General features: G+C 60.2%; 17 protein-coding genes. 6 read left to right on the forward strand and 11 right to left on the reverse strand.

All coding sequences use genetic code 11. The features are described from left to right. Nucleotides 1-73: 73 nt before the first annotated feature. Nucleotides 74-2,953 (reverse strand): enterotoxin A family protein, encoded by a 2,880-nt coding sequence (locus KHO31_RS09420; protein WP_211623114.1) that lies wholly within the window; start codon nt 2,951-2,953, stop codon nt 74-76. A gap of 235 nt (nt 2,954-3,188) precedes the next feature. Between KHO31_RS09420 and KHO31_RS09425 the strand changes: the two genes are divergently transcribed. Beyond that, a complete protein-coding gene (locus KHO31_RS09425) occupies nt 3,189-3,530 on the forward strand; it encodes a c-type cytochrome (RefSeq protein ID WP_201081776.1) in 342 nt (113 codons plus the stop codon). Between the two features lie 70 nt (nt 3,531-3,600). Here the strand turns inward: KHO31_RS09425 and KHO31_RS09430 are convergent, their stop codons facing one another. The 3 genes from KHO31_RS09430 to KHO31_RS09440 form a co-directional block, all read right to left on the reverse strand. Continuing rightward, complete coding sequence (locus tag KHO31_RS09430) at nt 3,601-4,296, reverse strand: DUF2486 family protein (protein WP_201141189.1); 696 nt, start codon at nt 4,294-4,296, stop codon at nt 3,601-3,603. 93 nt (nt 4,297-4,389) lie between these two features. After that, nucleotides 4,390-4,806, reverse strand: a complete 417-nt coding sequence (locus KHO31_RS09435; protein WP_201081772.1) for a DNA polymerase III subunit chi — start codon at nt 4,804-4,806, stop codon at nt 4,390-4,392. Between the two features lie 52 nt (nt 4,807-4,858). After that, a complete protein-coding gene (locus KHO31_RS09440; protein ID WP_211623116.1) occupies nt 4,859-6,385 on the reverse strand; it encodes a leucyl aminopeptidase in 1,527 nt (508 codons plus the stop codon). Nucleotides 6,386-6,522: 137 nt separating this feature from the next. On the opposite strand from KHO31_RS09440, the gene lptF reads away from it, so the two are divergent. Genes lptF through KHO31_RS09455 form a run of 3 tightly spaced genes read left to right on the forward strand, consistent with a single transcriptional unit; the run spans nt 6,523 to nt 9,164 of the window. After that, nucleotides 6,523-7,620: an LPS export ABC transporter permease LptF gene (lptF, locus tag KHO31_RS09445; RefSeq protein ID WP_201081767.1), complete on the forward strand. Its 1,098-nt coding sequence runs from the start codon at nt 6,523-6,525 to the stop codon at nt 7,618-7,620. 3 nt (nt 7,621-7,623) lie between these two features. Beyond that, the gene (gene lptG, locus KHO31_RS09450) at nt 7,624-8,772 is read left to right on the forward strand and encodes an LPS export ABC transporter permease LptG (protein WP_201081765.1); all 1,149 of its coding nucleotides are present in this window, start codon (nt 7,624-7,626) and stop codon (nt 8,770-8,772) included. A gap of 11 nt (nt 8,773-8,783) precedes the next feature. Continuing rightward, nucleotides 8,784-9,164: a sirohydrochlorin chelatase gene (locus KHO31_RS09455; RefSeq protein WP_201081763.1), complete on the forward strand. Its 381-nt coding sequence runs from the start codon at nt 8,784-8,786 to the stop codon at nt 9,162-9,164. A gap of 475 nt (nt 9,165-9,639) precedes the next feature. On the opposite strand, the gene KHO31_RS09460 is transcribed toward KHO31_RS09455, so the two are convergent. From KHO31_RS09460 to KHO31_RS09490, 7 genes are all read right to left on the reverse strand, one after another. Then, nucleotides 9,640-9,882, reverse strand: coding sequence for a DUF6429 family protein (locus tag KHO31_RS09460; RefSeq protein WP_201123021.1), 243 nt, complete (start codon nt 9,880-9,882; stop codon nt 9,640-9,642). Nucleotides 9,883-10,497: 615 nt separating this feature from the next. Next, nucleotides 10,498-11,250 carry a uroporphyrinogen-III C-methyltransferase gene (cobA, locus tag KHO31_RS09465; protein WP_201084848.1) on the reverse strand — a complete coding sequence of 251 codons (753 nt, stop codon included), beginning with the start codon at nt 11,248-11,250 and terminating at the stop codon, nt 10,498-10,500. 73 nt (nt 11,251-11,323) lie between these two features. Continuing rightward, nucleotides 11,324-12,637, reverse strand: coding sequence for a sulfate adenylyltransferase subunit 1 (locus KHO31_RS09470; RefSeq protein WP_201084847.1), 1,314 nt, complete (start codon nt 12,635-12,637; stop codon nt 11,324-11,326). Nucleotides 12,638-12,745: 108 nt separating this feature from the next. Beyond that, complete coding sequence (gene cysD, locus KHO31_RS09475) at nt 12,746-13,708, reverse strand: sulfate adenylyltransferase subunit CysD (RefSeq protein ID WP_054042851.1); 963 nt, start codon at nt 13,706-13,708, stop codon at nt 12,746-12,748. A gap of 112 nt (nt 13,709-13,820) precedes the next feature. After that, entirely contained in the window at nt 13,821-14,567 is a 747-nt protein-coding gene (locus KHO31_RS09480; RefSeq protein WP_201081755.1) for a phosphoadenylyl-sulfate reductase, read from the reverse strand. Continuing rightward, the gene (locus tag KHO31_RS09485; RefSeq protein ID WP_201081753.1) at nt 14,564-15,103 is read right to left on the reverse strand and encodes a DUF934 domain-containing protein; all 540 of its coding nucleotides are present in this window, start codon (nt 15,101-15,103) and stop codon (nt 14,564-14,566) included. Before KHO31_RS09485 ends, KHO31_RS09480 begins: the two co-directional genes overlap by 4 nt. A gap of 23 nt (nt 15,104-15,126) precedes the next feature. Beyond that, nucleotides 15,127-16,806, reverse strand: coding sequence for a nitrite/sulfite reductase (locus KHO31_RS09490; protein WP_201081751.1), 1,680 nt, complete (start codon nt 16,804-16,806; stop codon nt 15,127-15,129). Nucleotides 16,807-17,025: 219 nt separating this feature from the next. Between KHO31_RS09490 and KHO31_RS09495 the strand changes: the two genes are divergently transcribed. Together KHO31_RS09495 and KHO31_RS09500 are read left to right on the forward strand one after the other, a co-directional pair. Next, complete coding sequence (locus KHO31_RS09495; protein ID WP_201081749.1) at nt 17,026-17,967, forward strand: CysB family HTH-type transcriptional regulator; 942 nt, start codon at nt 17,026-17,028, stop codon at nt 17,965-17,967. A gap of 33 nt (nt 17,968-18,000) precedes the next feature. Then, a complete protein-coding gene (locus tag KHO31_RS09500) occupies nt 18,001-19,161 on the forward strand; it encodes an ABC transporter substrate-binding protein (RefSeq protein ID WP_211623117.1) in 1,161 nt (386 codons plus the stop codon). Nucleotides 19,162-19,309: the final 148 nt, after the last annotated feature.

The raw sequence follows: 19,309 nt of genomic DNA on the forward strand, positions 1-19,309 counted from the left end.
TAGATTCCGGCGAACAACCGATCCTGTGGATCGTCCTGTTCGCCGGAGCATTGCAATAACCTTATGCTGGTCGTTACATATATAACTGCTTCTCGCGGTTCTCAAGATCGGCGTACCTTTTCTGCTGCTCGATAGCCCGATTCCAGAGGGCATCGGAAATCCTGAGGTTTGGCGTTGACGGCCCGCTATACAGCGATTCGTAGTTCACGCGGTTGGTGCCCGGCTCCACGCTCGCCCGCCAGACGGGCGTGCCGCCTATGCTGCGGATCTCCAGCTGGTTCGGCGCCGTCGAGACCGCGTACAAACCGTCCCGGAAAAGCCACGCAGCGTTGTTCGCGGTGAGCCAGGCGTTGATATGACTCACATCCTCCGGCTTGAGCTGAGTCTTCGATTGAAGAAAAGCGTCGCCGCTGCCCGAATAAGTCGTGCCAGGCAAGTCGGTCACGAACCGCGTGCTGCCTTTGGGCAGCGCTGAATCCTGATCCTGATAGAACTGGTAAAGCTGCTGTCGCGTACCGGAGGAATTATCCGGGAACAGGCTGCTTGGCGGTGGAGGCAGAACCGTGTTTCCCTGTCCGTTCTCCAGTCGCCAGGACTGCCGTGCGGCAAGCTCGCCGTTAGTTGCCTGCGGTGGCGCGACGTAAGGTGTGAACGCGGAGATTCCTTCGGTCAGCCATTTATGATCTTGGGCATGCTGCAGACCACCCGTATCGGGATCGTAGGCAAACACGCCGTTCATATCTGCCGGGTCCGACGGAATGCCGCCAATATAGGCATTGCCCTTCTCGTCGATACGCAAAACCTTGCTGTAGTCGCGCGCGGAATGAATGCGGCCATCGTCCCCCATCGAAAACTTATATTCGGAAGTGCTGGAATACGCCGAATCCACGGACGGATAGCTGTTGTCGTTGTAGAAGCTCAGCTTCGTCTCACCCTTGCCATCCTGATTATTGAAGAACGGCTTGATAAAGACAGCCCCGCGATAGTCTTCCCCTTTCGCCTGCTGGTTATCCAGATACTGTATTTTGTCGCGCGCCCGCTGGTAGAACTCGGCTGAAGCCATGACTGGATTCTCCTTTGGAACGTTGCGCGATTTTCCGCCACTGTTAGCCTCCGACACAAACGATTTGTGATCGTCGTCCTTCCATATCGGGTCGTTCGGGGAGAAATGCGCTAGCTGCGGTTGTGCACCCGCTGTCCGGGTGTGATCGAAGATGTCCGACCGATAGTCGCGGTTGGCCACATAGGAACCGAGCTCGCCGTTCTCGAATTTGCGCCAGCCGCGCACCTGAGCATTATCGATGCGGCCCATCGCGGCCACTTCGCCTGCGCCCGACATGCGATCGCCTTTACCAAGGCTCGCATCGACATCGACCATTTTCGGGCTCGGCGCGACGTAGTATACGTAGCCGCTCTTTTGCGCGCCGGACGACAGCCGCTCGGTCGCGCTCAACCTGTCGCGAAACGTACCAAGATAGCCGGCGCCGTCTACGGCCCCCGGTCTCGCAGCTAACTGGAAGTTGTGCACATTCAGGTTGACGTTCTGCATTCTGGTGTCCTGCAGGTTGAATCCGTTCGCCTGTTTCATCTGCTCAGGCGTAACGTTCGATGGTCGATAGAATGCGTACGGTTGTGGGTCCGACATGGCATCCAGACCGCGCTTAAGCTCGTCATGCGATGGCCGACCAGGCTGGTCGAAATTCGGTGGCGGCAGGCTCACAGACGGAAGCGACAATGCATGCGCGCCCTGGAGCTCGTGAACCTCGTAGGCATCGTCCAAAGCGTGGAACGACGCATTGCCAAGAGCAGAGCGCTGCGGGGCCGTCGCTTCGTAAGGCTGCCACGTACTCTCAGCATCGTAGGGGAACATATTCAAGCCGGAGACGCCCCCATGCTGGGGATAACCGTGCTCAATCAGATTATTCATCGCGGTGCTCATGTGCTGGAAATTCTGATAATCGAACGTCCCGTAGTTGGGGTCGTATATCTGGTATCGGTCGTTCTCATAGTTTTCCGAAGGATTGAGCCGTTGCACTATGATCAGATGACTTTCAACCATGGGAACGCCGTCGACGATACCGACGCCAGGAGGGTTACGGTAGTTGACTTCTACGGGCATCATCGTAGTTTGATAGCTTCCAAGACTATCGCCCGACGTGTGACGCTCTCCAAACTCGTATGCCAACTGGTTGCGCAAATCGTCACCAGCCTTAAGGTCGTATTCACCGGGTCGCGCAACAAACCCAGGCACGTCGTCCGGGAGATTGTCCTGGTTGCGCTCCTGCATCCGGTTGAGTTCGGCGAGTGTCTGCTGCCTCGTTTGCGGATCGGCAAGACGATCACGCGTAAAGCTATTCACGTCCGCCAGATTCGACGCCCGCCCCGTCGCTATGTTGTAGAAGCCGGAAGTTACAAGGCCGGCACAATGATTCGGCAAGGCATGCGGGTCTTCTGCTGCCTGCTGCATGGCCGAGAAGCCGAGACCGTTATTTCCTGTCGAAGGACCAGCATACGCATCGAACGTTGGAGTCTTGTTGGGTTGGCTGGCCGTCGGCGGCGGGGGTGTCCTGCGAACTCGCTGCGATGCGTCTGAACTTTGCGCCTGGAGGTCTGCGTCGCTGGTTTCCCCCGCAGCCAGGACGGCGGCGGCTTCCTTTGCCGGCCCCTCTCCTGATCGAGCTTGCAGACCAGCGCGCAAGGCTGCTAGCCGCTCCGCTGTCGAGAAAGTGGACTTTGGCGCGGGTTCTCCAACCCGTGTCTGCGGGCCTGCGCTGCCTGCTTCGGCGCCGTCTGCCGCTGACGGTCCGAATGCGGGTCCTTGTTCTGGCGGCGTCCTCCCGTCTGCCGCGTTAGCATCGCGCCGTGCGGTTGTCGGCAGAGGATTCATCGAGCTGTCCAGGTCGTCAGGAAAAACTGGGGATCGAGCACTGCTAATACCGGAAGTCGTCATCATTGCACCTTGCGAAATCAAACATGAGGGTTGTCTGCGTGCGAAGGGTTGGCACAAGGGCCAATGACGATGAAACCAAGATTGCCCGCAATGCGGGTCGTACCATGCGATAGTCGCTGAATCGCGCTTCCGTGGGAAAATCGCGCGGGCAGCAGAGGGCAGCACGGAAAACCGTGCTGCCCTTTCCTTTTATAATGCGTGCACCACGAGTCGGGCACCTGCACCGACGGAGACCATAATGAAATCAATGTCGTATGCAGCGCTCGCAGCGGTCGGCGTGCTGAGCGCCACGTTAAGCGCCGGCAGCCCGGCGGCGCACGCAGAGGCCGCCGCCGGCCTCGCGCTTGCCCAGCAGAAGAACTGCATGAGCTGCCACTCGGTGACGCGTCCGTTCATGGGACCGGCGCTGCATGACGTCGCCGCGAAATATGCTGGCCGCGAAGACGCCGCCACCTATCTGAAGCACAAAATTCTGGATGGCAGCACGGGGGTGTGGGGTTCGGTGCCGATGCCCGCGAATACGCAGCTCACGCCCGATCAGGCGGCTACGCTGGCGAGCTGGGTGATGACGCTCAAATGATGACGTTCAAATGAACGCAGCTTGGTGAAAATGGGGAGAGCGCCCGACGCAGGCGCGCGCCCTGCCATGATCAAGCGCTGCCCGAGCGCCGCGCGATCTCCTGATCAACCGCTTCCTTTACCCAGCCGGTCAATTCGGTCTCCAGAGCCAGCGCCACTTCACGCGTGATCTGGTTGACGAGCCATGAAGTGTGATCCTGCAACGCGTCGCGGCAGCGTGCTTCGATGATGCCCCGCCCCTCGCCCGTCAGAAAGCCCGCGAACCGTCCACGAAGACGTTCTGCAATGACATCCGCATCGAGATTCGGGTGTGGCCGTGCAAGTACTTCGTGAGCGATATCCGGCGGCACGATCGCGCCTGCCTCGATCGGCGCATGCGGCTCAGCCCGATCGAAGACGCCCGCTGACGGCATAACGACCGGCTCATGCGCGTGCCGGTGATCGGCAGCGTGATGTGCCCTGGCGCGTTTTTTTGGATGAGCGGGTTCTGGCGGATGCGCGTGCTCTGCCGCATGCACGGGCTCCGATGCGGACGCCGGCACCTCCGGCGCGCGCAACGTTTCCGGTGCAGATACCGCTTCTGGCGCAAGCATCGGCTCGTGCCTCGGTTCCGGCGCGAAGGCCGGTTCTTGCGCGGCCCCAGGATCGGACACCGGCCGCGTAGCCGGCGCCGCCGCGCCGCTCGGCGCATGGCGTACCTGGGCAAGATTGCCCGGTACGAGAATCTCGTGCAGAACTGGGATCGAACTATCGTCAGGATCGGGCACGTGCGCTCTCCGTGTTTGAGTCCAAGCTGAAGCAGCCCGCGTACGCGTCGAATCCATACGACAAAACACCACGCGACGCGGTTGGAAAGAAACCTAGCTGCCTTGCTTGTAGTTGTTCAAAGCATAGCCGCGATCACGATAGAAACGATAGCGTTCGCGGCCCGCCGCGAGTTCGTCGTGTGCGTTACCGACCACTTCCAGCAATCTTTCGAAGCGCGCGAATTGCGCGGGCACCGTGGCGCCGAGATTGAGCAGTACCTGATGGTGCGGCACATCGTCGAGGCTCGAAGCCAGCACGATCGGCGTTTGCGCGGCAAGCGGCGTGCCCGCCATGCAATGCGGCACGAAATCGAGTGGCGAGAAGGTCCACAACATTTCGTCGAAAGCCCGCAGGCGCTCGGGCTCGGCCAGCACGATGGTCGGCTGGCCCGCCTGATACGCCTTGCGGATCAGGCGGCACGCATACAGCAGCGAATCGCCGACGTTCGAGTGAAAATCGATTCTCGTCATCGGCGGCTCCACTTTGCGTCTGCAGCTACGCCCGCAACCTTACTGCAACGCGTCATTGCGCAACGCGACCGTCCGCGGCCCTGTCGATCAGGAACTGCGCGAGCAACGGCACCGGTCGGCCGGTGGCGCCCTTGGCAGCGCCGCTCTTCCAGGCGACGCCGGCGATGTCCAGGTGCGCCCACGGATACGCCTCGGTGAAGCGCGACAGGAAGCACGCCGCCGTCACACTGCCAGCCGGACGGCCGCCGATATTCGCGAGGTCCGCGAAATTCGACTTGAGCTGCTCCTGATACTCGTCGTCAAGCGGCATGCGCCATGTCGGGTCGGAAGCTTCACGCGATGCATCGAGCAGTTCGCCCGCCAGCGCGTCGTCTTTCGAGAACAGGCCGCTGTTGTGATGACCCAGCGCGATGATGCAGGCGCCCGTCAGCGTGGCGATGTCGATCACCGCTGCCGGCTTGAAGCGCTCGGCATAGGTCAGCGCGTCGCACAGGATCAGCCGGCCTTCGGCATCCGTGTTCAGCACTTCGATCGTCAGGCCCTTCATGCTCGTGACGATGTCGCCCGGCTTGGTGGCGGTGGCCGACGGCATGTTCTCGACGGCCGGGATGATGCCGACCACGTTCATTTTCAGGCCCATTTCGGCGACGGCGCGCAACGTGCCCAGCACCGAACCGGCGCCGCACATGTCGTACTTCATCTCGTCCATGCCTTCGCCCGGCTTCAGCGAAATGCCGCCAGTATCGAACGTCACGCCCTTGCCGACCAGCACCACCGGCGCGGCTTTCGCGGCGCCACCCTGGTATTGCAGCACGATGAACTGAGCCGGTTCGACCGAGCCGGCCGTGACCGACAGGAACGAGCCCATCTTCAGCGCTTCGCACTGCTTTTCGCCGAGCACTTCGACCTTCAGCTTCCAGTCTTTGGCGAGCTTCTTCGCCGTGTTGGCAAGGTAAGTCGGCGTGCAGACGTTGCTTGGCAGGTTGCCGAGGTCGCGCGTCAGGTCCATGCCGTTGGCGAGTGCGGCGCCTTGCTTTGCAGCAAGCTTGGCGGTCTTCTCGTCACCGGTATTGACGCTGAACACGATGCGCTTCAAGGCGCGCGGCCCGTTCTCCGGCTTGCTCTTCATCTGCGTGAAGCGGTAGGTCAGCTCGCGCAGCGCGAGGATCGCGGTGCGCACGCCCCAATCCGCAGAGCGCTCGAGGATCGGCAGTTGAGCGAGCGTGAAGGTGACCTGGACGATCTTGGTGCCGAGCAGTGCGCGCCACGCAGCCCGCACGGCTTCGCCGTAGGCTTTCTGACTGAAAGCATCCTGCTTGCCGAGGCCGACCAGCAGCACGCGCGAGGCGCCGATGCCGGAGACTTCGTGCAGGAACAGCGTGGTGCCGGCCTTGCCGTCCATGTCGCCGGCCTTGATGATGCGGGTCAGGAGGCCCTTGGTGGCCACGTCGATCTCCAGCGCAGCGCCCGAGAGCGTTTGCGACTCGAACACACCGATTACGATGCAATCGGATTTCCCGGTCAGGAAACCGTTTGACGAGCCTTTGGTCCAATCACAGGCTTTTATGCTAAAGTCCATCGCGCTTGTCCTCGGATAAAATCTGGGCTTAGGATGAAAGCCGCAATTATCCGCTATTTTTCCCGCGGCGGTTGCATCAGAGGCGTGACGGGAACCAATCCGTGCGCTACTGAGAGCACCCCCTCTCATCATCAATAATGATCTTCGAACGCTCCCTCCAGCGCGAACTCGCGTATACGGCTGGTGCCGTGTTCATGGTTCTCCTCACGCTCGTGCTGACGACGATGATGATCCGCATCGTCGGCTTCGCCGCTTCGGGCGAGATCGACCCGCGCGACGTGCTGGTCCTGATCGGCCTGACCGTGATCGGCTACATAGCCATCATGCTCGTCGCGACCCTGTTCGTGTCGATCCTGTTCGTCCTGACCCGCTGGTACAAAGACTCCGAGATGGTCGTCTGGCTCGCCTCGGGCGTCAGTCTGACCCGCTTCATCAAGCCGATCGGTATTTTCGCCACGCCGATCATCATTCTCATCATGTTCTTCGTGTTCGTCGGCTGGCCGTGGTCGAACCAGCAGAGCAAGCTGATCCGCGCGCGCTTCCAGCAGCGCGACGAAGTCTCGCTGCTCGCGCCGGGTCAATTCCGTGAGTCGGCCACCAACCACCGCGTGTTCTTCATCGAGAAGATGTCGCCCGACCAGGCTCGCGTCGAGAACGTGTTCGTGACCAGCACCGAAAACGGCAAGGTCAACGTGGTCGTGTCAAAAACCGGCCACACCGAAACACACAAGAACGGCGACCGCTTCGTCGTGCTGGAAAACGGCCGCCGCTATGACGGCGAACCGGGACATCCGGATTTCCGCATCATGGAATTCGAACGCTATGGCCTGAAGATCCAGAGCCAGCCGGTCGTCAATACGCCGACTACCACCGGCTTGCCTACGCTTACGCTCCTGCGCAACCCCACTGACGACAATCTCGCCGAATTCGCCTGGCGCGCGGGCCTGCCGCTGATCGCGATCAACCTGATGCTGCTGGCGATTCCGCTTGCGCACCAGAACCCGCGGCGCAGCCGCACGATCAATCTGGTGATGGCCGTCCTGATCTATCTGACGTACTCGAATCTGCTGAACGTGGTGCAGTCATGGATCGAGCAGGGCAAGATGTCGTTCGGAGTTGGGCTGGTTGGCCTGCACATCATTGTGGCGGTAATCGTCGCATTCATCTTCTGGCTGCGCGTGCGCAACCGGCCGCTATTCACGCGGGCGATGTTCAACCGTTCGCAGGGGGCCTGACCGATGCGCATCTATGAAAGGTACTTCGCGCGTCAGATCTATCTCACGTTCGTCTTTATTCTGTTCGCGTTTTCGGGTCTGTTCTTCTTCTTCGACCTGATCAACGAACTGAACTCTGTCGGCCACGGCAACTACAAGTTCCAGTACGCGGTGCTGCGCGTCGCGCTGCAAACACCGTCGCGCTTCTACGAAATCATTCCGGTCGCTGCGTTGATCAGCGCGATCTACGTGTTCGCGCAAATGGCGGCGAACTCCGAGTACACGATTTTTCGCGTGTCCGGCCTCGCCACCAATCAGGCACTGCGCTCGCTCATGAAGATCGGCATTCCGCTGGTGTTCCTGACTTACCTGATCGGCGAAGTGGTCGGCCCGTACACGGATCAGTTGTCGGAACGCGTGCGGCTCGAGGCATTGGGGTCGTCGGTATCGACCAACTTCGAGTCGGGCGTCTGGGTGAAAGACACGCTCACCGCGCGAGCGGACGGCGAGCAGGTGACGCGCTTCGTGAACGTCGGCGAATTGAAGCCCGACGCGACGATCAGCAACGTGCGTATTTACGAATTCGATTCGAAGTTCCGCCTCTCGAATGTACGTACCGCTCAAAGCGGCACGTACAAGCCGCCAGGTCATTGGCAGCTGACTGGCGTGACGGACACGCAACTGATCGACGTGCCCCCTCCCCCGGGCACGCCGACCGACGCGTTGAATCCGGTGTACCGTGCGAACCAGGTGGCGTTGCCGGAGTATTCGTTGCGCTCGGAACTGACGCCACAGATCTTGTCGGTGCTGCTGGTATCGCCGGATCGGATGTCGATGTTCAATCTGTTCCGCTACATTCAGCACTTGACCGAGAATCATCAGGACACGCAGCGATATGAAATCGCGCTGTGGCGCAAGCTGCTGTATCCGTTTGCGGTGTTCGTGATGCTGGTGCTGTCACTGCCGTTTGCGTATCTGCATACGCGCGCCGGCGTGGTGGGTGTGAAGGTTTTCGGCGGGATTATGCTGGGGATGAGTTTCCAGCTGTTCAACACGCTGTTCTCGCATATCGGCACGTTGAATACATGGCCCGCGCCGTTGACCGCGGCTACGCCTGGGCTCGTTTATCTCGTGCTCGGCCTGGTCGGGTTGAAGTGGGTTGATCGCCATTAGGAGCCTGGTTTATGGCTACACATGGGATTGTTCTGTTTGGGCATGGCGCAAGGGATGTGCGGTGGCGTGAGCCGTTTGAGAGGCTAGCTGAGAAGGTTCGCGCTGCGCGCGGCTCTGATGCTGACGCTGGGCCGGTTTTGTTGGCTTTTCTTGAGTTGATGGAGCCGGATTTGCCTACAGCTGTGGGGGTTCTTGTCTCCGACGGGTGCTCTGTTGTGACTGTTGTGCCTGTGTTTTTTGGGCAAGGCGGGCATATTCGCAGAGATCTGCCGGAGGTTATCGCGCGGTGTCGTGGGTTGCATCCTTCTGTCGAGATTAAGTGCGCTGTCGCGGTTGGTGAGGATGAGGGTGTGTTGGACGCTGTTGCTGAGTATTGCCTTCGGCAGGTTTGATTTCTGTTTTTTGCCCTCGCGATGCTTTGGTTTTATACCTGCGGTGTTGGTCTTTTCTTCTTTTCTCTGTCTGCGCGACGCTCTTTGTCTGCGTGCCTACGGCGTTGGCCTTTCCTTGATTTCTTAGTGGTCTATTAGCGTTGCCCCTGTGCGGGGCGGCACCTACTTCTCTTTGCTGCTGCAAAGAGAAGTAGGCAAGAGAAAGCAGCTCAAACCGCCAATTCTTAAGCGGGTCCCCCGCACAGCCACGGTAGTGGTGCATCTGGAATCTGTGTTCTCGCACATTCCGCGTGAGCGACAAGGCAGTCATACTTCCCGCCTCGCACTCCGTGCTCGCCGGAAGGGTTCGTCATGCAAACCCGCGGCGTCGTGTGGGCCATCGGCTTCGCCTCGGCGACGCGCTGAAAATACCGGGTTTTTGAATTGACGCTTAGTGAATCAACCAGCTACTCTCGTGAGTCAGACCTTCGTTGAGTCAATTCCCCGTTCTTTCCGGAATGACGAAGTGCTGACTAAAAAGCCGCTCGGATTCGCGTAGTCCTTCGTCCGTAAAGATCACGGACTTCGTCTTGTTGACGGAGTCTTCAATGAAGCCTCTTTCATGGAGTCGGTTCAGCACATCCCAGTCGAAGCCCTTCCATGCGCGGTATCGGTCATGCAGGGTCAGGTAGAGAAGGGCCAGGGCGACTTCGTCAATTGCATCAGTATCGATATTCATAGTGTTCCCACTGCAGCCTGCCGGACCCACACACAAAACCGTTCGAGGCTGGCCAGTGTCTCATCAGCTGCCTTGCTCCAGACAAACGGTTTGCGTGACCGCCGTCTGCTCATCGTTGCCTTCTCGTATCAAGTGCCAGACAAAACACTTTAGTACGTGATCGGCATCATTCAATGAATTTTTAACTCAAGACGCTGGCGATCGCAAGTGCGCCCTAACGCCGGAAGCCCCTATTAATCTAATAGCGCAACCGTGAGCGTAACGATAGCTAGTTGCCGGCAGGATTTCCGCTGCGTGCCGACAACAACGCATGGTTTGGTGAAGTACCGCGTCGGCGCGCGCAGCGCCGCCGGAAGAATGACTGCTTTGTCACTGACGCGGAATGTGCGAGAACACAGATTCCAGATGCACCACTACCGTGGCTGTGCGAGGGACCCGCTTAAGAATTGGCGGTGTGAGCTGCTTTCTCTTGCCTACTTCTCTTTGCAGCAGCAAAGAGAAGTAGGTGCCGCCCCGCACAGGGGCAACGCTAATAGACCAATATCAATTCAAGGAAAGGCCAACACCCTAGGCAAACAACCAATGCCGCCGCCAAAGGCAAAAACAAACCAAACCCTAAGCCGCGACCAAAAGCCCACCCGCGGAGCGAACCACCTGCTGCCGGGCAGCAAAAGCCTCCCCAATCATAAGAAGACTAGGCTGTGAAGCATCAAGCCACTGCTGAGCTTCACCGCAGGCAAGCTCCGAAAGCGTGAGAGTGAGCATGCGCTCCCGAGGCGTACTACACGCTTCGACAATCGCCACGGGAGTCGCCCCATCGCGCCCAGCATCAATCAACTCCTGTGCTATTTCAGGCCCGCTATCGCGGCCCATATAGAACACGAGCGAATCAGCATTCACCCGTTCACGAATCGCCTCAGTATCAGCCGCCCGGCTATGCGTAGCCAACGCAACGCTGCGAGACACACCGCGAAGCGTCAATGAACGCTTTAACGTCGCCGCACTAGCTAGCGCAGCCGTAATCCCTGGCACCACCTCATACTCGATCCCCGCAGCCTCCAGCGCCCGCATCTCCTCATCGGCACGCCCGAACAACATCGGATCGCCACCCTTCAACCGCACCACTACATCGTGCTCAAGCGCCGCATCCACAATCTGCTTGTTGATGAACTGCTGCGCCGTCGAAAGCTGCCCACAGCGCTTGCCCACCGCAATCCGCCGCGCACGAGCAGGCGCGTAGTCCAGCATCGCCGGCTCGACAAGCGCGTCATGCAACACCACATCCGCCATGCCGAGCAGCCGCGCGCCCCGAACCGTGATGAGATCCGCGGCCCCTGGCCCTGCACCGATCAGATACACCTTACCCATTCGCCTCAACCCCATTCGTCCGGTTCGTGCAAAACCCAAAGCGCGAGCGCGCGTCAGTCACCCATTCAGCAACTCAAGCCGAAAACGCCCGAATCATCCCTGCAGCGACGGTGTGATGCGTCGCTTCGTCGATCAGCACGAATGCGCCCGTGCCCTGATGCGAGTCGTACACGTCGCATACCAGCGGCTTCTGCAACGTCAGCGCCACGCGGCCGATGTCGTTCATCGTCAGCTCTTTGCGATCGGTCGCCTGCGACAGCGTATGCACGTCAAGCACTTCCCTGATCGAACCGATCCGCGCGAACACCGTGTTGGTGGTCTGCTTCAGCAAGTACTTGCGCTGCGTCGACAGCGGCGTGTCGTCGAACCAGCACAGGTCAGCCTCCAGCTTCTTTGCCGGTTCCGGCGCCGCTTCGCGCAATACGAAGGTGTCGCCACGCGAGACGTCGACGTCTTCCGCCAAACGGATCGTCACGGTTTGACCGGCAAACGCGCGGTCCACTGCCGCCGTTCCGCCCGTCACCGGCGCAATGATCTCAGCAACCGTTGCTTCGCGGTTCGCCGGCAGCACGACGATAGTGTCGCCGACCTTCACCTCACCCGCTTCGATTCGGCCCATATAGCCGCGGAAATCGTCGGCCTGGCTGCCATCCTGACGTGCGACCCATTGCACCGGGAAGCGCAGCGCCTGGCCCGTCGGAACATCGACCGGCAACGCTTCGAGCAAATCGAGCAGCGGCTCGCCTGCGTACCACGGCATGCTTTCGCTAGCGGTTACGATGTTGTCGCCCTTGAGCGCCGACACCGGCACGAAGCGCACGTCTTCCAGACCCAGTTGACGCGCGAGTTCGACGTACGCATCGCGAATCTCGTTGAAGCGCGTTTCGCTGTAGTCGACGAGGTCCATCTTGTTGATCGCGACGATGGCATGCTGCAAGCCGAGCAGCTTCACGATCGCGCTATGACGCTTGGTTTGCGGCAGCAGCTGCGCCACGCCATCGACGAAGGTCACGCGGGTCGCGTCGACCAGGATGATCGCTGCGTGCGCGGTCGATGCGCCCGTCACCATGTTGCGCGTGTACTGCTCGTGACCCGGCGTGTCGGCGATGATGAACTTGCGCTTCGCCGTTGCGAAATAGCGGTAAGCCACGTCGATCGTAATGCCCTGTTCACGTTCGGCTTCGAGACCGTCAGTCAGCAGCGACAGATCGATTTCGTCGCCAACGGTACGCTTATTCTTCGCGCGCGACAGTGCCGAGAGCTGATCGGAGAGGACTGCCTTGCTGTCGTACAGCAGGCGGCCGATCAACGTGCTCTTGCCGTCGTCGACGCTGCCCGCCGTGATGAATCGCAGCACGCCGAGGTCTTCTGGTTGGTGAATATTCATGATGTTCCTTGCTCTCTATCGACTGGAGTTAGCGCTTTAGCGCTTACTCCAGTCCTATGCAAAGCGGTCAACCGGAGTTAGTGCAAAGCTCTTACTCCGGTCCCATGCTTAGAAATAACCTTGCTTCTTACGCTGTTCCATCGCGGCTTCGGAAACCTGATCGTCCATCCGTGTCGCGCCACGTTCCGTGATTTCGGTCACGGCCGTTTCGGCGATGATCTTCTCGAGATCGTCGGCATCGCTTTCCACCGGGCACGTACAGCTGATATCGCCCACCGTGCGGAAGCGCACCAGCGCGGTTTCGCTGGTCTCGCCTTCGCGCATCGGCGTGAGCGGCGTGACCGGCACGAGCAGGCCGTTGCGGCGCACGATCTCGCGTTGATGCGCGTAATAGATCGACGGCAGTTCGAGCTGTTCGCGGGCGATGTATTGCCACACGTCGAGTTCGGTCCAGTTCGAGATCGGGAACACACGCAGGTGTTCGCCGTTATGCAGACGCGCGTTATACAGGCTCCACAGTTCCGGGCGCTGTGCCTTCGGATCCCATTGGCCGAATTCGTCGCGGAACGAGAAGATCCGTTCTTTCGCGCGGGCCTTTTCTTCGTCGCGGCGCGCGCCGCCGATCAGCGCGGTGTACTCATGTTCAGCGATCGTTTCCAGCAGCGTCACGGCTTGCGCAGCGTTGCGCGAATCCAGTTCGCGGCGCAGGCGAACGGTGCCGCGCTTGATCGAATCTTCAACGTGACCCACCACCAGTTCCGCGCCAATCTCTTTCGCGCGGCGATCGCGGAAGTCGATCACTTCGTCGTAGTTATGGCCGGTGTCGATATGCACGAGTGGGAACGGCAGCACGGTCTTGCGATTCGCGCCGATACCAAAGGCCTTCAGCGCAAGGTGCAGCACCACGACCGAATCCTTGCCGCCCGAAAACAGCAGCGCGGGCTTGCTGCATTCGGCGACCAGTTCGCGCAGGATATGAATCGACTCAGCTTCGAGCCAATCAAGGTGATCCATCCGGTTCGCCGTGTTGGTAAGCGGTGCATTCACAGTGGAATCGAGCGTGGTGCTCATGTTTGGTCCTTCGTTGATTCGCGTCGCAAGCGGTTGCTTGCGTCGCGGAAGTATTCAAATCGGTATCTGCGGCGTTCAGATCAAAAACCAAGTCCTGAACCGCCTGAATGCTTTATGCCGAAGCGTTTTCGCTGCTGCTGACGGGGATCGGCGTGATCGTCGTGATGTGCAGGCCACATTCCTTCGTATCACGCGACTCCCACCACCAGCGCCCTGCCCGACTGTCTTCACCGGGACGGATCGCGCGAGTACAAGGTTCGCAGCCGATGCTCGGGTAACCGCGCGCATGCAGCGGATTGACCGGCACGTCCAACGCTTTCAGGTAGTCCCAGACTTCAGCTTCGGTCCAGTCCGTCAGAGGATTGAACTTGGCAATGTTACGCGCCGCATCGTGTTCTTCCTCGTGCAGTTCGGCACGCGTCACCGACTGCTCGCGGCGTTGGCCCGTCACCCAAGCGCTGACATCCGACAGCGCCCGGTTCAACGGCTCGACCTTGCGGATTTCACAGCAGCGCTTACGCAGATCGACGCTTTCATAGAACGCGTTCAGACCGTGAGAGCCGACATATTCTTCAACCGCTGCAGCTTGCGGATGAAACTGCTCGATGTCGTAACCGTAGCGCTCTTTCACGCGATCGAGCATGCCGAGCGTTTCCGCATGCAGACGGCCCGTGTTCAGCGAGAAAATGCCGATCTTCACGCCACGCGACAGAATCGCGTGCGTGAGCAGCATGTCTTCCGCCGCGAGGCTGCTGGCGAGCTTCACGTTCGCGTGACGCGCGGCGATTGAATCGAGCAGCGCATCGAGGCGCTCAACCTTCGCAGCGAGTTCCGGCGTGAGCGATTGTGCGCCGCTCATGCCGAGGCCTTTGCCAGTTCGCCCGCTTCACGGCGGCGGAACAGCGGCGACGAGTTCACTGCGCCCTGATAGTTGAAGCTGAATTCGTCGAACGCCTTGAGCGCATCGTCGAAGTCTCTGTCTTCACGCAGTGCGTAAGCGTCGAAGCCGCAGCGGAACATGAACGTCAGTTGATCGCGCAGCACGTCGCCGATCGCGCGCAGTTCGCCCTTGTAGCCATAGCGCTCGCGCAACAGGCGGCCGATGCTATAACCACGGCCGTCGCGGAACACCGGGAAGTCCACGCCGATCAGCGCGATCGTGCCGAAGTCGCCGACGATATCCGCCGGTTCGCTATCCGGCGCAAGCCACACGCCGATTTCAGCGGTGCTGCGCGAAGCGATCAGCGCATCGCGCTCAGCCTGCCACAGCGCGAGCGGCACCAGCACTTTGCCGGCCGGCAATGCATCGACTGCGGGCAGCGTGCCGTCTTCAGCGGCGCGCACCACCGTCCAGTCATCGTTGACGATCGCGCGGTTCTTGATGATAGAAGCCATCTGTTCTGTATCCTTTTTCGCGGTTACGCGTGAGCCGGTTGACGCGAAGCGTACACACGTTCCTTGAACGGGGTGATGCCAATGCGGTTGTACGTTTCGACGAAGCGCTCGCCTTCGTGGCGGTTTTCCACGAACGTATCGATCACCTTGCTGATCACGTCCGGCATTTCTTCCGCCGAGAACGACGGGCCGATCACGCGGCCGAGATGCGCGCCCGTGGCGCCCGTACCCTGCTCGCCGCCGAGCGTCACCTGATACCACTCCGAGCCGTCCTTATCGACGCCCAGAATGCCGATGTTGCCGACGTGGTGGTGACCGCAAGCATTGATACAACCCGAGATGTTCAGCGACACGTCGCCGAGGTCGTACACGTAGTCGAGATCGTTGAAACGCTCCTGAATCGCCAGCGCGATCGGAATCGACTTCGCGTTCGCGAGCGAGCAGAAATCGCCACCCGGGCACGCGATGATGTCGGTCAGCAAACCGATGTTCGGCGTCGCGAAACCTTGCGCCTTGGCTTTTTCCCACAGCGTGAACAGGTCGCGCTTCTTCACGTTCGCGAGAATCAGGTTCTGTTCGTGCGACACGCGGATTTCGCCGAGCGAGTATTCGTCGGCCCAATCGGCGACCGCTTCCATCTGCGCGTCGGTGGCGTCGCCCGGGGCGATCGTGGTCGGCTTCAGCGATAAGGTCACCGAGGCGTAACCCGACACTTTGTGCGGACGCACATTGCGTTCGACCCAGCGAGCGAACGCGCGGCTTTCCAGCAAATGGTTCTCAAAAGAAGCATCCGTATCCGCCAGCTTTTCGTACACCGGCGGCTGGAAGTATTGCGACACGCGATCCACTTCGGCTTGCGTCAGCGTCGACGGACCGTCCTTCAGGTGTTGCCATTCTTCTTCGACCTGCGCCGAGAATTTCTCCGGGCTCAAGGCCTTCACGAGAATCTTGATGCGCGCTTTGTACATGTTGTCGCGGCGGCCATAGCGGTTGTACACGCGCAGCACGGCTTCGCAGTACGTCAGCAGGTGTTGCCACGGCAAATCACGGCGGATGATCGCGCCGATGATCGGCGTACGGCCCATGCCGCCACCGGCCAGAATGTCGGCCACCAGCTCGCCCTGCTCGTTCTTCTTCAGATACACGCCCATGTCGTGAATCTGCACGGCAGCGCGGTCTTCCTTCGAACCCGACACGGCGATCTTGAACTTACGCGGCAGCCAGGCGAATTCCGGGTGGAACGTCGACCACTGGCGCAGGATTTCTGCCCACGGACGCGGGTCGACCACCTCATCCGGCGCCACGCCGGCGAACTGGTCGGCCGTGATGTTACGGATACAGTTACCCGAGGTCTGGATGCCGTGCATCTGCACGGCAGCGAGCTTGCGCAGGATTTCCGGCGTTTCTTCGAGCTTGATCCAGTTGTACTGGATGTTCGAGCGCGTCGAAAAGTGGCCGTAGCCGCGGTCGTGTTCGCGCGCGATCTGGGCCAGCACACGCATCTGGTCGCTGCGCAGGTTGCCGTAAGGAATCGCGATGCGGTGCATGTACGCGTGGCGCTGCAGGTACAGGCCGTTCTGCAGGCGCAGCGGACGGAACTCCTCTTCGCTCAATTCGCCCGACAGACGGCGGCGAACCTGATCGGCATATTGCGCAACCCGCTCATCGACGATGGTCTGGTCGTACTGATCGTATTGGTACATTCGGGGACCCCAATTTTTGCGTGACACACGACGTTCCGGTTACGTCGCGGCTTGGATACCTCTCCTTTGTCAATGGAAGCAAACGAGCGTTTAGGCCCATCGCTCATTTGCTTATGACAAAGACAGATATCCATATTGAAAAAGATGGACAGATCGTAATAAACTCGCCTTATATTTCAAACGACTAAAAAATTCTTTTGATATGCGGAGAGGTTATATATGAACCTGCACCAATTCCGCTTCGTCCGCGAGGCTGTGCGGCAGAATTTCAACCTGACCGAAGCGGCCAAAGCCCTGTTTACAAGCCAGCCGGGCGTTTCCAAGGCGATCATCGAGCTGGAAGACGAGCTGGGCGTCGAAATCTTCACGCGGCACGGCAAGCGCGTGCGCTCGCTGACGGAGCCGGGGCGCATCATTCTTCAGTCGGTTGAGAAGATTCTGCAGGAAGTCGAGAGTCTCAAGCGGGTCGGTAAAGATTACGCAGCTCAGGATCAGGGCAATCTGGTGATCGCCGCCACCCACACCCAGGCACGCTACTCACTTCCGGCCGCCATCGCCGAATTCAAGAAGCGCTTCCCCAAAGTTCACCTTTCAATTCTGCAAGGCAGCCCGACCCAGGTCGCGGAGATGGTGATCCACGACCAGGCCGATCTGGCCATCGCCACCGAGGCGATCTCCAACTATAAGGAGCTGGTCTCGCTGCCCTGCTTCCAGTGGCATCACGTCGCCGTGATGCAGCCGGATCATCCACTGCTCGACCGCAAACTTTTGTCGTTGGACGATCTGTCCCAATATCCGCTGATCACCTACGACAACGCGTTCGCCGGCCGCACCAAGATCAACGAGGCGTTCCGTCTGCGTGGCTTGCATCCGGACATCGTGCTGGAGGCAATCGACGCCGACGTGATCAAAACCTACGTCGAACTGGGTCTGGGCGTCGGCATCATGGCGGATATCGCGTTCAATGCCGAGCGCGACCGCCATTTGCGCGCGATGCCGGTCGGCCATCTGTTCGGCAGCAACGTGACGCGGGTGGCGCTGAAACAGGGCGCCTATCTGCGCAGCTATGTGTATACGCTCGTCGAACTGCTGTCGCCGAGCATGAACCGCAAGCTGATCGAACAGGCGCTCAAGGGCGAACACGAAACCTACGAACTTTGATATCACCACGCTTCCCGCTACGGAGACCCTTCGATGACGTCGTATAAGAAAAAAATCAGCGGCATGGCCGCTCTCGGCGCGCTCTTGCTCGCCACCTCAGCACAGGCCGACATCAAGGTCGGCATCGATTTGTCGAGCACCGGCCCCGCCGCCGTGATCGGCATTACGAGCAAGAACGCGATGCTGATGTGGCCGGCCACGATCGCCGGCCGGAAAGCCGACTACATCTTCCTCGACGACGCCTCCGACCCGGGCAACGCGGTGCGCAACATCCGCAAGCTGATCAATGAAGACCATGTCGACGTGATCGTCGGTCCGAACATCACGCCGGCCGCGATGGCCGCGCTCGATCCAGTCGCCGAAAGCCAAACGCCGATGATCACGCTGATCGGCTCGGCGAGCGTGGTCGAGCCGCAGGAAGGCAAGAAGGTGTGGGCCTACAAGATGGCGCAGACCGACAGTGCGATGGCCGACGTGATGACGCGCTACATGTCGAACCACAACGTGAAGACGGTGGGCTTCATCGGTTTCGCGGATGGCTACGGCGAAAGCTGGCTCAACGAATTCAGCAAGTTCGCGGCGCTGCGTCATATTCAACTGGTCGCCACCGAGCGCTATAACCGCACCGACGCCAGCGTCACCGGCCAGATCCTGAAGCTGATGGCCGCCAAGCCCGACGCGATTCTGATCGCCGGCGCCGGCACGCCGACCGTGCTGCCCCAACGCACGCTGATCGAGCGCGGCTTCAAGGGCCCGATCTACCAGACGCACGGCATCGCGACGCCCGAATTCATCAAGCTGGGCGGCAAGGACGTGGAAGGCACGCTGTTCCCGACGCAGCCGGTCGTGGTGGCGCGCACGCTGCCGGCCGATCATCCGGCGAAGAAGGCCGCGCTTGCGTTCACCAACGAATACGAAGCGAAGTACGGCCCGGGCAGTGTGACCCAGTTTGCGGGCGACGCCGCAGGCGTGTATCCGCGTTTGCAGGACGCCGTGGCACGCGCGTTGAAAACGGCGCAACCGGGCACACCGGCGTTCCGCGTGGCTTTGCGTGACGAACTGGAACACGCGCATGAACTGGTCGTGCCGAACGGTGTCGTCAACACCAGCCCGAAGGACCACGTCGGTCTGGATCAACGTGCCAGCGTGATGGGCATCATCAGGAACGGCAAGTTCGTTTACCTGAGTCAGTGAGCATGGCGGGCGCGCGGCACGCTCCGTCGCTATCGAGCCGCGCGCACCGCTTCACCCACCACGATCCGTGATGAATCACATTTGAGTCAATGCGCACGTTCTTTGACCGGACATACCGTTCGAGCGGCGCGCGCCACGCAAGCTGCGT

The sequence above is a fragment of the Paraburkholderia domus genome, assembly GCF_905220705.1.
In the GTDB taxonomy this organism is placed as follows: Bacteria; Pseudomonadota; Gammaproteobacteria; order Burkholderiales; family Burkholderiaceae; genus Paraburkholderia; species Paraburkholderia domus.

Coding starts and splice junctions, on each gene's coding strand:
- KHO31_RS09435 (WP_201081772.1), bottom strand. CDS start 4,806: ATGACGAGAATCGATTTTCACTCGAACGTCGGCGATTCGCTGCTGTAT.
- KHO31_RS09420 (WP_211623114.1), bottom strand. CDS start 2,953: ATGATGACGACTTCCGGTATTAGCAGTGCTCGATCCCCAGTTTTTCCT.
- cobA (WP_201084848.1), bottom strand. CDS start 11,250: ATGGGTAAGGTGTATCTGATCGGTGCAGGGCCAGGGGCCGCGGATCTC.
- KHO31_RS09460 (WP_201123021.1), bottom strand. CDS start 9,882: ATGAATATCGATACTGATGCAATTGACGAAGTCGCCCTGGCCCTTCTC.
- KHO31_RS09455 (WP_201081763.1), top strand. CDS start 8,784: ATGGCTACACATGGGATTGTTCTGTTTGGGCATGGCGCAAGGGATGTG.
- cysD (WP_054042851.1), bottom strand. CDS start 13,708: ATGAGCACCACGCTCGATTCCACTGTGAATGCACCGCTTACCAACACG.
- KHO31_RS09425 (WP_201081776.1), top strand. CDS start 3,189: ATGAAATCAATGTCGTATGCAGCGCTCGCAGCGGTCGGCGTGCTGAGC.
- KHO31_RS09500 (WP_211623117.1), top strand. CDS start 18,001: ATGACGTCGTATAAGAAAAAAATCAGCGGCATGGCCGCTCTCGGCGCG.
- KHO31_RS09440 (WP_211623116.1), bottom strand. CDS start 6,385: ATGGACTTTAGCATAAAAGCCTGTGATTGGACCAAAGGCTCGTCAAAC.
- lptG (WP_201081765.1), top strand. CDS start 7,624: ATGCGCATCTATGAAAGGTACTTCGCGCGTCAGATCTATCTCACGTTC.
- lptF (WP_201081767.1), top strand. CDS start 6,523: ATGATCTTCGAACGCTCCCTCCAGCGCGAACTCGCGTATACGGCTGGT.
- KHO31_RS09490 (WP_201081751.1), bottom strand. CDS start 16,806: ATGTACCAATACGATCAGTACGACCAGACCATCGTCGATGAGCGGGTT.
- KHO31_RS09485 (WP_201081753.1), bottom strand. CDS start 15,103: ATGGCTTCTATCATCAAGAACCGCGCGATCGTCAACGATGACTGGACG.
- KHO31_RS09470 (WP_201084847.1), bottom strand. CDS start 12,637: ATGAATATTCACCAACCAGAAGACCTCGGCGTGCTGCGATTCATCACG.
- KHO31_RS09495 (WP_201081749.1), top strand. CDS start 17,026: ATGAACCTGCACCAATTCCGCTTCGTCCGCGAGGCTGTGCGGCAGAAT.
- KHO31_RS09480 (WP_201081755.1), bottom strand. CDS start 14,567: ATGAGCGGCGCACAATCGCTCACGCCGGAACTCGCTGCGAAGGTTGAG.